The 13,240-nt window shown below is 68.0% G+C and carries 12 protein-coding genes; 8 read left to right on the top strand and 4 right to left on the bottom strand.

What is annotated here, in order from left to right:
• The first annotated feature begins 2 nt into the window (after positions 1-2).
• From INP57_RS17890 to INP57_RS17900, 3 genes are read left to right on the top strand one after another with little or no spacing between them, the layout of a single operon-like run.
• The gene (locus INP57_RS17890) at positions 3-920 is read left to right on the top strand and encodes a hypothetical protein (protein ID WP_200071372.1); all 918 of its coding nucleotides are present in this window, start codon (positions 3-5) and stop codon (positions 918-920) included.
• Positions 917-1,957: a PrgI family protein gene (locus INP57_RS17895; RefSeq protein WP_200071373.1), complete on the top strand. Its 1,041-nt coding sequence runs from the start codon at positions 917-919 to the stop codon at positions 1,955-1,957. The genes INP57_RS17890 and INP57_RS17895 overlap by 4 nt, the downstream gene beginning before the upstream one ends.
• Entirely contained in the window at positions 1,954-3,762 is a 1,809-nt protein-coding gene (locus tag INP57_RS17900; protein ID WP_200071374.1) for a VirB4 family type IV secretion system protein, read from the top strand. The genes INP57_RS17895 and INP57_RS17900 overlap by 4 nt, the downstream gene beginning before the upstream one ends.
• Positions 3,763-3,800: 38 nt before the next feature.
• On the opposite strand, the gene INP57_RS17905 is transcribed toward INP57_RS17900, so the two are convergent.
• From INP57_RS17905 to INP57_RS17920, 4 genes are read right to left on the bottom strand one after another with little or no spacing between them, the layout of a single operon-like run.
• A complete protein-coding gene (locus INP57_RS17905; protein WP_200071375.1) occupies positions 3,801-4,262 on the bottom strand; it encodes a hypothetical protein in 462 nt (153 codons plus the stop codon).
• 8 nt (positions 4,263-4,270) lie between these two features.
• Positions 4,271-5,572: a hypothetical protein gene (locus tag INP57_RS17910; protein WP_200071376.1), complete on the bottom strand. Its 1,302-nt coding sequence runs from the start codon at positions 5,570-5,572 to the stop codon at positions 4,271-4,273.
• On the bottom strand, positions 5,569-5,862 hold the full coding sequence (locus tag INP57_RS17915) for a helix-turn-helix domain-containing protein (protein WP_307850143.1): 294 nt from the start codon (positions 5,860-5,862) through the stop codon (positions 5,569-5,571). The genes INP57_RS17910 and INP57_RS17915 overlap by 4 nt, the downstream gene beginning before the upstream one ends.
• A 22-nt stretch (positions 5,863-5,884) precedes the next feature.
• Positions 5,885-6,976 (bottom strand): tyrosine-type recombinase/integrase, encoded by a 1,092-nt coding sequence (locus tag INP57_RS17920; protein ID WP_200071377.1) that lies wholly within the window; start codon positions 6,974-6,976, stop codon positions 5,885-5,887.
• Positions 6,977-7,265: 289 nt separating this feature from the next.
• On the opposite strand from INP57_RS17920, the gene INP57_RS17925 reads away from it, so the two are divergent.
• From INP57_RS17925 to INP57_RS29630, 5 genes are all read left to right on the top strand, one after another.
• Positions 7,266-7,655: a hypothetical protein gene (locus tag INP57_RS17925; protein ID WP_200071378.1), complete on the top strand. Its 390-nt coding sequence runs from the start codon at positions 7,266-7,268 to the stop codon at positions 7,653-7,655.
• Positions 7,656-7,741: 86 nt separating this feature from the next.
• Positions 7,742-8,569 carry a GP88 family protein gene (locus INP57_RS17930; RefSeq protein ID WP_255520891.1) on the top strand — a complete coding sequence of 276 codons (828 nt, stop codon included), beginning with the start codon at positions 7,742-7,744 and terminating at the stop codon, positions 8,567-8,569.
• Positions 8,570-8,619: 50 nt separating this feature from the next.
• Entirely contained in the window at positions 8,620-11,115 is a 2,496-nt protein-coding gene (locus INP57_RS17935) for a type IV secretory system conjugative DNA transfer family protein (protein WP_233627761.1), read from the top strand.
• 108 nt (positions 11,116-11,223) lie between these two features.
• Positions 11,224-12,258 carry a replication-relaxation family protein gene (locus tag INP57_RS17940; RefSeq protein WP_200071529.1) on the top strand — a complete coding sequence of 345 codons (1,035 nt, stop codon included), beginning with the start codon at positions 11,224-11,226 and terminating at the stop codon, positions 12,256-12,258.
• Positions 12,259-12,265: 7 nt separating this feature from the next.
• Positions 12,266-13,225 (top strand): peptidoglycan DD-metalloendopeptidase family protein, encoded by a 960-nt coding sequence (locus INP57_RS29630; RefSeq protein WP_233627763.1) that lies wholly within the window; start codon positions 12,266-12,268, stop codon positions 13,223-13,225.
• The last annotated feature ends 15 nt before the right edge of the window (positions 13,226-13,240 follow it).

Consider the following 13,240-nt stretch of genomic DNA (forward strand, 5'->3'; position numbering starts at 1 on the left):
CTGTGATTCAGTTTCTGGTCGCACTCGCCTTGTGCTATGTCCTCATCAAGATTCCGTTCTGGATTCTCGGGTCTCTGCGTGGCGGCGGAGGCCGTTCTCTGGTCGGCAGTCTCGTCCGAGGGTTCATCGCCTACAAGACCTTCGGTCTCCTCGGAGGGCTGGGAGGTGGCGGCGGCGGAAAGAGCACTCGTTCCCGTGGCGGTCAGAAATCGCCCGAGTCGCCGGACCCGTATGCCACAACGCGGGCGACCTCCAACGGGCAGTACATGTTGCCGCTGAACGTCAAGAGAGTGCGGAAACCGACCGGGCAGCGACCGACGCCGCAACCGTCCTCACGTTCGTACTCCGCTGGGCAGGGCAAGCAGTTGGAGTTTCCGTTGGATGGCGAGTGGCCGGAGAACAAACCGCGGCTCGGCCGGGACGGGCAGTACCAGCTCCCGCTGAATGTGCAGCGGCAATCCAAGCCGAAGTCGGCTCCGGAGCCTCGCCCGGAGCGGAAGTCCTCGACGGGGTCGCGTGGGCGGCAGATGCAATTCCCGCTCGATGGGGAATGGCCGGAGAACAAACCGCGGGTCGGCCGCGATGGGCAATACCGGCTGCCGATCGAGGTGCAGCGCGTGCGGCGGCCCGCGCCATCCCTGGAGCCGCCGAAACGGACCCGGCCGGCAACGCGGGGGCGACAGACGAAGCTGCCTGCCGATGGCGAGTGGCCGGAGAACAAGCCCCGGGTGGGCCGGGACGGGCAGTACCAGCTCCCGCTGAACGTGCAGCGCACGCGGAAGCCACCCCGCAGTCAGCCCCAGGCACCGCCGCCTCCGCCGCAGCGGCCGGGGCCGCGTCAGCAGGAGTTGCCGCTGAACCTGCCGAAACTCCACCCGCCCCGGCCCAGCACAGGAAGGAAAGGAGGTGATCCGCGGTGAGCGTGCGGATTCCCGCCGATGTGGATCGGGAGGACCGGATTCTGGCCGGCTTTACCGCCCGGCAGGTGGCGGTGATGGCGGTGACCGGCCTGCTGCTTTACGGCGGCTGGCAGGCCACCCGCGCCGTGATCCCGGTGATCGCCTACGTCGCCGTCGCGGTCCCGATCGGGGTCGCGGTGTCCGTGCTGGTCGTGGTGCGCCGCGACGGCGTGACACTGGATCGGCTGCTGCTGGCCGCGCTGCGGCAGCGTCTGCAGCCGCGGCGCCGGGTCGTGTCCGGCCAGCAGTCGGCCGAGGTGCCGGAGTGGCTGTCCGGGGTGGCCCACGGGCACGAATCCGTCGCCGCGGGCGGGCTCGACCTGCCCGCCCACGGGGTCGCCGAAGCCGGCATCGTCGATCTCGGCGACGACGGCGTGGCACTGGTGGCCGCGTGTTCGACGGTGAACTTCGCGCTGCGCACCCCGGCCGAGCAGGAAGCACTGACCGCGGCCTTCGGTCGGTACTTGCACAGCCTCGGCGCGAGCGTGCAGATCCTCATCCGCGCCCAACGGCTGGACCTGTCCGGCCAGATCGCGGAGCTACGCGAGCGGGCCGCGGGGTTGCCGCACCCGGCGCTGGAGTCCGCCGCGCTCGATCACGCCGACTACCTGGCCCAGCTTGGCCAGCAGGCCGACCTGCTGAGGCGGCAGATCCTGCTGGTGGTCCGCGAACCGGTGCGCACCACCGGCCAGGACTCGCTGACCCAGCGCCGTCGCCTCGGCCGCTCACGCGGCGGCAGCGACCAGCCGTCGGACGGGGCACGCAAGGCGGCGGCCTCCCGGCTGCTGCGGCGGATGAGCGAGGCCACCGAACTGCTCTCGCCCGCGGGCATCAGCGTGACCCCGCTGGACGCCGCCCAGGCCACCGCCGTGCTGTCCACCGCCACCAATCCGGACAGCCCGCTGCCGCCCTCGGCGGAGATGGCCGGCGCCGGCGAGGTCATCACCACCCCCATTGGCTCGGACTGGGACCTCGACACCGAGGAGGACTTCTCGTGACCACCACCAAGAAGCGTCGCCAGCAACCCGCGGCGGCGAGTGCCTTCGCGCCGGACGCGATCGAGGTGCATCCGCGGCACCTGCAGATCGGTCAGGACTGGGTCGCCTCGTTCGCGGTTACCGGTTATCCGCGCGAGGTGCACCCCGGATGGCTGCAGCCCCTTCTGACCTATCCGGGCCGGTTGGCCGTGTCGCTGCACATCGAGCCGATCGACCCGCGGGTGGCTGCGGACCGGTTGCGCAAGCAGCTCGGCAAACTCGAATCCGGCCGCCGGCACTCCGCCGCCCACGGAAGGCTGCAGGACCCGGAGGTCGAGGCGGCCACCGAGGACGCCTACGACCTCTCCGACCGGCTCGCCCGCGGCGAAGGACGCCTGTTCCGTCTCGGCCTGTACCTGACGGTGCACGCGGCCTCGGAACAGGAACTCGTCGAGGAGATCAGCGCGCTGCGCGCGTTGACCGCGAGCCTGCTCATGGACGCCAAGCCCACCACCTACCGGTCCTTGCAGGGGTGGATCACGGCATTGCCGATGGGCCTGGACCAGATCGGCATGACCCGCACCTTCGACACCGCAGCCCTGTCGGCCGCGTTCCCGTTCACCAGCCCGGACCTGCCTCCGCCGGATGTCACCTCCGCGTCGACCGCGGCCGGTGTGCTCTACGGCTGGAACCTCGGCTCCCAGGGGCTGGTGCACTGGGACCGGTTCGCCTGCGAAAACTACAACTCGGTCATCCTCGGCCGCTCCGGGGCAGGCAAGTCGTACCTGGTCAAGCTCGAAGCGCTCCGCAGCCTGTACCGGGACGTGGAGATCGCCATCATCGACCCCGAGGACGAGTACGCTCGCCTGGCCGGCGCGGTCGGCGGGACCTACTTCCCGCTGGGTGCTGAGGGCATTCACCTGAACCCGCTGGATCTGCCGATCCATGTTCGTCCGGATGGGCGCCGCTCGGCGCCGGCCGATGCGGTTACCCGGCGCAGCCTGTTCGTTCATACATTGCTCTCTGTCCTGTTCGGACAGGCGTTGTCCGCGGACGAGCGGGCTGTGCTGGACCAGGCGGTCACCACGACCTACCAGCAGGCCGGGATCACCGACGTTGCCCGGACCTGGACGCGGCCCGCACCGCTGCTGTCCGACCTGCGCGCCGTCCTTGCTCACGTTGGCGGCGACACTGCGGGCGAGCTAGCCGCCCGGTTGCGGCCCTTCACCGACGGTGCTTTCCGCGGGCTGTTCGACGGACCTACGACGGCGCCGCCGGAAGGCCATCTGCTGGTGTTCTCGCTTCGGGGCCTGCCCGATGAACTCAAACCCGCGGGCACCCTGCTGACCCTGGACGCGGTGTGGCGCCGGGTGTCCAACCCAGCTACCCGGCGGCCGAGGCTGTGCGTGGTCGACGAAGCCTGGCTGCTCATGCAGCAACAGGCCGGAGCCGAATTCCTGTGGCGCATGGCCAAATCCGCCCGCAAACACTGGGCCGGGCTCACCGTGGCGACCCAGGACGTCGGCGACGTCCTCGGCACGGATCTCGGCAAGACCGTCATCGCCAACGCCGCCACCCAGATCCTGCTGCGCCAGGCACCCCAAGCCATCGACGACATCGTCCGCACCTTCGCCTTGTCGGAAGGTGAACGGCAGTTCCTGCTGTCGGCCGGTACGGGACAGGGCTTGTTGTCGACGGGGACTCAGCGGGTCGCCCTGCAGGCCATCGCCTCCGACGGCGAGCACAACTTGATCACCACAGATCCGGAGTTCCTCGCAAAATCGGAGGGTTCGGAGAACAACTCCGGGTGGGTGGATCTGCCGTGAGCGTATATGTACTCGGAAGTTCGGGAACCTCGGAACGTTCAGTCCGTTGTGGACGCCCATCGGGCGATGCCGGGGTGGTCGACTGTGGTGGTGTAGCGGTAGGCGCCGGCGATGGACAGGCCGAACAGGTCGCAGAGTTGGCGGACGTCGCCGCCGGTGGCGTGGGCTTCGTCGAGGATCCGGTCTTGGCGGATCGACTGGGCCGAGATGCCGAGGCGCTTGTTGATCCACCAGGGTGTGACCGGCCGGGTGGTGGTGGCGTTGCGGTAGTGGATGAACAGGTGCGGGTTGGCGGTGTGCGGCCAGCGTTGTTGCCGGTAGTCCAGGTAGGCGCTGAGGCGTTGTCGTACCGGTTCGGCGAGCGGGACGACGTGGTCGTCGAGCCAGAGGCGCCCGTCACGGGCGTCGGTGAGATGCAGTGTGCACAGCTGGTAGATGCGGATCGCGTGGAAGGCCAGCAGGCCCGCGAGGGTCGCGGTGGTCGGGTCGGGCGAGTGCAATGCGGCGGTCAGGGCGGACAGATCGATCTGCGGCGGAGCGGGGTTGTCGGGGCGGTCACTCTGATCCGTGCGGTGGGGTTGATGAAGGTCAGTTTGCGGGCTTTGAGCACGCGGAAGATCGAACGCAGCCCCTGCATGGTGGTCGATCGCTGGCTGCCGCTGGCGGGCAGCGCGGAGTGCACGTCGTCGCGGCCGATTTCTCGCAGCGAGGAGTGGGTGGGTGCCCAGGCGCGGATGGCTGGGAGCGCGAAGGCAAGTTGGCTTTGCACTGTGGACTCCGCGCGGGGCGTGAATCGTGGCGGGGTGGTGCTGCCGTGGCGGGCGATGTCGAACCACACGGTGAGCTCGTGGCGCATGTTTGCGGGCAGTTCGGCGATGTGGAGGGAAAACCACCGCTCGATCGCGGGGATGCGGTCGTCGGCGAGCATGCCGGCGGCGGCCACGACGTCGAGCACCGGCCGAACCGGGTGCCGGATCCCCGACAGCGGCAGGACGTCGCTGGCCTTGATCGCGGCTCCGGAGGTGTCCTGCATGCCCAGCAGCATGCGAATCGCGCGTTGGGTGCGTTCGGTGACAGTGCGGGCCCACCCGTGTTGGACGGCGTAGTCACGGACGAAGGCATGCCAGGCGGATTCCCGCGCCGTATCCGGTGGGAGCGGGAATCCGTGCTGCATCCCCGCTTTCAGATCCCGGGGAAGGTCAAGCAGCGTGAGTTGCTCGTGAGTCACCGGAGTCAGCAGCGACAGATCGGGTGGCTGTGTTTTCTTGATATACGGTCGTTTTCCGTGTCCTTCGCGGTGCCACATGCTGGCGAAGAACAGTTGTTGCCCGCGGTGGTTGGCCTCGGCGAGGCTGACGTCGCGGGGACGCTTGCCGAGTTGCTGAGCGAGCAGGCTGCGCGTTTTGCGGCACAACCGGCACGATCCGTCCTCGCCAACAGGCGCGGTGTGCCCGCAGGTGCGGCACTCGGCGAACCGGCTGTGGGTCTCGCGCCAGGACTTGCATCCCGAGCACAACCACCCGTAGGTGCGGGTGGCGCCCCACGCATGGCAATCCCGGCACGACGCGATCACGACGCTGCCCGGCGCGAGCAGGCCCGGATACTGCCACAGGGGCGATTTCTCGCCCGGTGCGTGCGAGTGGCAGCGGGCGCACAGCCCGGAGGTGTAGTAGTTCTCGGTCGAACCGCACTTGCGGCATGGCGGTGGAATGACCGGACCGCCGGGCCAGCAGGCGAAGCAGAACGGTATCTCTCGCATGGCCGGTGGCCGCAGCCCGCACACCTGGCACCGGCGCGGGTGGCCGGTCATGCCGGAGGTACCGATCGGTGCCGGCCCAGCCGTGGTGTGAACGAGGTGACCGTGCCGGTCTCGGCCTGGCGCGGCCGGCGTGCCTGGACCTTCTCCGGCTCCGGCAGCAGCAGATCGGCCGGGGTGCACTCCAGTACGGCACAGATCACGTCCAGGTCGTCGAGCCGGATCGTGGTGGGATCGCCGACCCACAGGTTCGACATTTTCCCGTGGCTGATCTCCAAACCGGCCTCGGCGAGACGGTGTCGCATCTCCGTCGACTTCCAGATCCCGGCCTCAGCGGCTTTCATTCGCAAGTTCCACCGCATCGGTTCATCCCTTCCCCACGGTCAGGCGGGCGGCCACGCGCTCGTTGGCCGCAGACCACGCCCGTTCCACGTGATCCGCGTGAACATGGACATAGCGGGTCGTGGTCGACAACCACTCGTGACCCAGAATCTCTTGGAGTGCCTTGAGATCCATGCCGCGGACATACAGCGACGAGGCGCAGAAGTGCCGCAGCACGTGCGGTGTCAGCGCACCAGCCCACTTCGGCAGCCACTGTTCGGTCGCCGAGGCAAGCCCATCCCGCAACGCTTGATCACAGACCCGTTTACAGCCCCCGGTATGCGTATCGCGGCGTTCACTGGGCAGCAGTGGGGCGTCGGGATCGGCCCAGTCGTCGTCGAACTGGTGACGCACGTCGATCAGCCACCAGTCCAGCAACTCCGCCACACCGTTGATCGCGGGAACCAGCCGGGTCTTCGGTCCACGACCGCGGCTGCCCTTGCCGAACCGGACGTGCAGTTTGCCGAACTCGCCCAGATCCCGCCGCCAGTCCCGGATGTCGAGCATGTAGGTCTCCTGGATCCGCAAGCCCGCCCGGCGCCACAACGAAGCCGCCAGGTAATCCCGCGCAGCGGTCCTGAACTTCCGCGCCATCGCGAGCGAGTCACGCCAGCTACCGAACAACTCCTCGATCTCGTCCTGCGATGGCGGAATCCGCGCGGCCCCGTAGTCGGCCTTGGCCGGCCGGTTGTACTCATCGATCGGCTGGATGACCACATGCCCGGTCAGGGCATGAACGTCGCCCTGGTATCGCATGAGCAGGAAATCGAAAAAGTGGCTGATCGCCCACGCTTTGTGTTGCACGGTCAGCCGCGCTCTGCCGAGGTCCTTGCGCTGATAGGTCAGGAACCGGTCCGCATCATGCGGTTGCGCGGTCCACACCGGACGTCCCAAAAACCGGATGAACTCGAAGATCACCGAACGGTCGTGACCGACCGAGCTGTCGCCGAAACCGGCGCCGACTGACGCGAGCAAGTACTGATCCACCAGCTCCTGCTCAAAATCCTCCAGCTCTTCAGCTGTGCTCAGCTTCCGCGGCCCGCCCAGCGAGCGGACCACCGCCAGTTCAACAGCCATGAACACCTCAGATCACCGGAGACGACCATGTGTCATACACATCGGCAACCCGTCGACAATCCTGACGATCTGCCAGAAACCGGCCCCCATCGAGTGATCCCCTCCTGGCCTGGCCTGCAGCGACATCGCACAACCTCGCGGCAGCACCAACTTCGGGAACTTCCCGCAACTGATCCCGCCGAACTGGCGTCGCTGGCCGAATCCTCCGGCGAGGCAGGCGAATTCGCCGACTTCAGCGGTTCCCAAAACCTTCTTCTCGACGATTGAAGCACACAAGGAGGAATGCCCTGTGCCTTTCCTGCTTGCCACCACGGTAGGCGACCAGGACACCTTCGGTTCGTTCCCGGACATCCTCGTCCACGACTTCCTCCCTGTCTTCGCGCTGGCGGCCGGATTGATGGCCGTGATCTGGGTTGCCTGCGCGGTGATCATGATCGCCGGGTACCTCATCGGCGCTGTGGTCGTCTTCGGCGTGCGCGCGCTGGTCAACACATGCGTGCGGTACGTCCGGTGCCGGCGCGGCGTCGAGTACGCCCAGCTCGTCACCGTCGACGCCGACGGCGCCCACACCAAGGTCGTCAGCCTCGATCGCTACCGCCGGCGCCGCCAGCACCGACGTTCCGACGGACTCCAGTCCGACGACACGACCCAGCCTCGCTGCGACGACGATCCAGCGTAAGCGCAAACCCTCCTTCGTCATCTGCCAATCCACTGTGGATCGTTCTTCACTTTCTTGAATTGTCTCTATTTCCACGGAGGACACGCATGTCTTCATCTGCTCACGGCCCGTCAGAGACTTCCTCTGCCGGGCGCCCGCGTCGGCTGCTGACTCAAAACCGGGAAATGCGGGCCATCGGCGTGCATAACTGGTCCCTGCCCGCCTGGGCAGGCAGGATGTCCGACGGCCGCACCTACAACACCTGTCCCTCGGCAGGGATTTGCCGCCATGTCTGCTACGCCCGCCACGGCACGTATACCTGGCCCGCGGTGCGGGCTAAGCACGAGTCGAACCTGCGGTTCGTGCACGATGACCTGGCCGGATGGGAACAGGCCATGCTCACCGAGCTGGCCGCACCGAAATTCCGCGGTAGCTGGGTCAGAATCCACGACTCAGGTGATTTCTTCAGCTCGCCCTACCTGGAGTCCTGGCTGCGGATCATGCGGGCGCGTCCGGACACCAATTTCTACGCCTACACCAAGGAAGTTCGGCGGTTCAAGACCGTGGTGGAACCGGACCCTCCAGAGAACTTCCTGTGGGTCTACAGCTACGGCGGGACGCAGGACGCGCTGCTGGACCCCGCGGTGGATCGAGTGGCCGATGTCTTCCCGGACGAAGACGCCATCGCCGAGGCGGGCTGGTCGTCCCAGGAAGCCTCGGACCTGCTCGCGGTGCTCGGCCCTCACCTGGTCGGCGTTCCCGCGAACAACATCCCGCACTTCTTGAAGAAGCTGGCCGGGCGTCGGTTTTCGGAGTGGCAGGCCGAAGTCGACGCGCACCGCCGCACTCGCGGAGACGCGGTCGTTCGTTCGATCACCAGTGCCCCGTCGGCTCGCGGTCGCATTGTTCCAGAGTCCGACGAACGCGCCGCGTGATCGCACTGAGTACGACGCCTTCTCTCCTGACAGTAAGGAGATTTCCTCGCATGGATTTCGCAAGTCCGTCCGTCATAGACAGTCCGCTGGGGAGGTTGCTGACCGATCCGTGGGGCGTGATTCAGGCTGTGCTGGACCAGGTGTGGTCGTGGCTGCAAACCTGGGGGCTGATCGCGGTCCCCGCGATCGTGCTCGTGGCGACAGGACTGGGGCTCCTGCGGCGGTGGTGGTTCCTGCGCTGCCAGGATGCGCTGCACGAGCGGTCCCGGGTGATCACCATCCTGGCGCCTCCCACAGTCGACGCCGACGGTGCCGAAGCGGTGTGGTCGAACCTGGTCGGGCTCGTCAGGCCGATGGTGCAGCGCCTGACCACTGGGCAGCCCCATCTGACCTGGGAATATGTCTTCGGTCACGACGGAGTACAGATCCGACTGTGGGTGCCGGGTGCGGTGCCGCCGGGCATGGTGGAACGGGCCATCGAAGCCGCCTGGCCCGGAGCGCACACCCGCACCGACGAGGCCGACCCGCCGGTGCCCGAGGCCCCGGCCGAGGGGCGTCGCCACCTGGTCACCGGCGGCACGCTGCGCTTGGCCCGGTCGGAAGCATTGCCCCTCCGCACCGACTTCGACGCCGACCCCATCCGAGCCCTGCTGGGCGCTCCCGTGGGGCTCGGCGTGTCCGACACCGCGTGCGTGCAGGTCCTGACCCGTCCGGTCACCGGGGGTCGGGTTAAGCAGGCTCGGCGAGCCGCCCGCCATCTCAACGCCGGGCGGTCCACCCACCTGGCAGGCCGGCTGCTCGACCTGCTCACGCCAGGCCCCTCGGGCACGAAACCGTCGAGCAGCCAGCCGAAGCTGGACCCGCAGACGTCGCTGGAGTTCCAGGCGCAGAACCGCGCGATCGTCGGTAAACAGCGCGGGGCGCAGTGGGAAACGCTGATCCGGTACGCGGTGGCCACGACGGTGCCGATCGAGACTCCGGGCGAGCAGGTCGCGCGGGTGCGTGAGCAGGTGCGGGGCCGCGCCCACGCCATCGCGTCGGCCTTCAGCGGGTTCACGGAGCACAACCACTACCGCCGTCGACGGTTGCGCAATCCCGTGCGCAGCTTGGCTCGCCGGCGCCTGCGGCGGGGTGACCTGCTGTCGGTGCCGGAACTTGCGGCCGTGGCCCACCTGCCCACCGACGAGGCACTACCCGGGTTGGCCCGCGCCGGGGCGCGGGCGGTGCCACCCCCGCCGAATACGCCCACCGAAGGCGAGCTGATCCGCCCGGTCGGGGTGTCCGATACCGGCCACGCCCGCCCGGTGGGGCTGCAGGTCTCCGACGCGCGGCACCACCTGCATGTCCTCGGCGCCACTGGGTCAGGGAAGTCGACGATGCTGGCGCGGATGATCCTTGCCGACGCCGAGTACGGGCGCGGGGCGGTGGTCATCGACCCCAAGGGGGACCTGATCACCGACGTCTTGCAGCGGCTTCCCGAGCACGCCGCCGACAAGGTGGTGCTCTTCGATGCCGATTCTCGCGGGCCGACACCGTGCTTGAACCCGCTGGAGGGGCCGAAGGAATCCGCGGTCGACAACTTGGTGTCGGTGTTCTCCCGGGTGTTCGCCTCGGCCTGGGGGCCACGCACCGAGGACATCCTCCGCGCAGGGTGCCTGACCCTGCGCGCCGGCTCGGACACCCCGACGCTGGCCGAACTGCCCCAGCTACTCACCGATCCCGCTACCCGGGCGCGGCACCGGGACCGAGTGTCCGACGACTCGACACTGCGGGGGTTCTGGGACTGGTACGACCAACTCTCGGACGCGGCTCGCGCCCAGGCCACAGCACCGTTGCTGAACAAGCTTCGCGCGTTCTTGTTGCGGTCGTTCGTGGTTAAGGCGGTCACCGCAGGACCATCCACAGTGGATCTTGGTGAAGCGTTGGATGGTGGGCTGTGCCTGGTGCGCATCCCAAAGGGGAGCCTCGGGGAGGACACCACGCGGCTGCTCGGGTCGCTGATTGTGGCGCGGGTCTGGCAGGCCACCACCGCTCGTGCCGCACTGGCCCAGCGCGAACGCCGCGACGCAGGACTGTATGTCGACGAAGCCCAGAATTTCTTGAACTTGCCGTATGCGATGGAAGACATGCTGGCGGAGGCGCGTGGCTATCGGCTCTCGATGACTCTGGCGCACCAGCACTTGGGGCAGCTTCCCAAGGATCTCAAGGAGGGCATCTCCACCAACGCCCGCAGCAAGGTGTTCTTCACCGCCAGCCCGGAAGATGCCCGCGAACTGGCCCGCCACACCGCGCCGCGGGTGTCGGACCACGATCTCGCGCACCTCGGCGTGTACCACGCTGCCGCGCGGCTGGTCGTGGGCGGTGAGGAGACCCAGCCGTTCACGGTGACCACCCAACCACTCCCGCCGGCCATTCCCGGGCGATCCAAGGCCGTACGCAAAGCCGCCGCGGCCCACACCCGCCCACTGGAGTCCCGTGCCGAGGACACCGGCGACGGCTCAGGAAGGACCGGCACGGACCCGCGTCGCGCACGTCGCGCGGCCTGATTCCGGAAGTCCCAGGGCGGTCCTCCCAGCACGGAGGACCGCCCTTCTTCCTGCCCGCATTCCACCCCGAGGAGGACGACCTTGTTCCCCCACCACCAGCAACGCGACATGCGCGCTCCCATGCCGGAGCGGCCAAGCCTGCGCTTCGCGGCCTCCGCCGAGCACCAAGCCCAGGTCGCCGCCCACCTCACCGCCCGCGACCGGTGGCTGGCCCGGATGCTCGCCGAGCACCGGATGCTGACCTCCCCACAGATCGCGGCGATCGCCTTCGGCTCCCGCCGCTCTGCCAACCACCGGCTGCAGAAGCTCTACACCTGGCGGGTGCTGGACCGCTTCCAGCCCTACATCGGCCGCGGCCGAGCCCCCATGTGCTACGTCCTGGACACCGCAGGCGCCCACCTGCTGGCCCACGAAGACGGCCTCGACCCCAAAGACCTGAAGTTCCGCCCCGAACGTTCGGTCGGCATCGCCTACAGCTTGCGGCTGGCCCACCTCATGGGCGTCAACAGCTTTTTCACCGCGCTCCTGGCCGACGCACTTGCCAACACCAGCACCGACCGCGCGGTCACGGCGTGGTGGTCCGAAGCCCGCTGCGCCCGGCACTTCGGTGACCACGTCCGCCCCGACGGCTACGGCCGCTGGCACGAGGCCGGCCGGGAGATCGAATGGTTCCTCGAATGGGACACGGGCAGCTACCAACTCAGCCGGTTCGTCTCGAAACTGCCGGGCTACACCAAGCTCGTCACCGCGACTCACATCGTGACCCCGCTGCTCGCGGTCTTCGCGACCCCGGCCCGGGAAGCGCACGCGCGACGACACCTCGCCGAGCACCTACGCACTGATCCCCGGCGGCACGAGCTGCCGATCGCCACCACCACCGCCGAACACCTCCGCACCGCTGGTAGCCCGGCCCACGAAGTGTGGCTTCCCCTACACCACACCGAGGTCGGTCGGCATCGGTTGATCAGCCTGCTCTCGGCTTGGCCTCACCTCGAAGGACCGGCCAGCTCCACGGGCACGAGCGCCGATCCCAGCTCTGCGGACACCGGCGGCACCGATCCAAGCCCCGCTCCGCGGTTGAGCCCGCCGGCGCCGATGCCGCCCTGGCAGGCCGACGAACTGACCTGGAACCCGATGAGGTGATCCGTTCATGGCCAAAATCGCGGCCACCGCGATCGGCGCGATCGTCGCCCTGATCGCCATCATCGCGGCTGCCGTGTCCGGAGTCGTCTCCGCCGTCCTCGGCGGAGGCAACTCCGCGGCCAGCAGCCAACCCAGCCCCGCCGCACTCGCCGACATCCCCGGCAACTACCTCGCGCTCTACCAGCAGGCCGCAGCGACGTGTCCGGGGCTTGACTGGAGCATCGTGGCCGCAGTCGGCAAAGTCGAAACGGACCACGGAAGTCTCATCGCACCAGGTGTCCACAATGGAGAAAATTCTGCGGGCGCTGCCGGTCCGATGCAGTTTCTGCAGCCGACATTCGACTCCGTGGTGGCACAGCACCCGCCCCCGCCTGGCGGCAGTACACCACCCTCGCGGTACAACCCGCATGATGCGATCTACACGGCCGCGGCGTACCTGTGCGACTCCGGAGCACGCGACGGACGCGACATCTACGGGGCGATCTTCACGTACAACCATGCTGACTGGTACGTGCGTAAGGTTCTCGACCAGGCCAACGCCTATAAGGCGGCGCAACAGAGTGCGCCCCAGCAAAGTGGATGGGCCGTGCCAGCGCACGGTACGTGCAGCTCGGGATTCGGCTCTCGTGGCGGCGAGTTTCACCGTGGGCAGGACATCGCCGCGCCCATCGGCACCCCGATCGTCGCCGCCGCAGGCGGCACCGTGATCGACTCCGGACCTGCCAGCGGTTACGGACTCTGGGTCCGCATCGAACACCCGGGCGGAGTGATCACGACCTACGGACACAACAACCGGAATCTCGTCCAACCCGGTCAGCAACTCCAGGCAGGCCAGCCGATTGCCGAGGTCGGAAACCAGGGAGAGTCCACCGGTCCGCACCTGCATTTCCAGATCGACGTCGGCAATCAAGCGGTCGATCCCATCGCGTTTTACCAACAACAGTCAGCGCCGCCGCTGTGTGGCTGATCAGGTTGTGAAGCA

The organism is Saccharopolyspora galaxeae (genome assembly GCF_016526145.1).
Classification (GTDB): domain Bacteria; phylum Actinomycetota; class Actinomycetes; order Mycobacteriales; family Pseudonocardiaceae; genus Saccharopolyspora_C; species Saccharopolyspora_C galaxeae.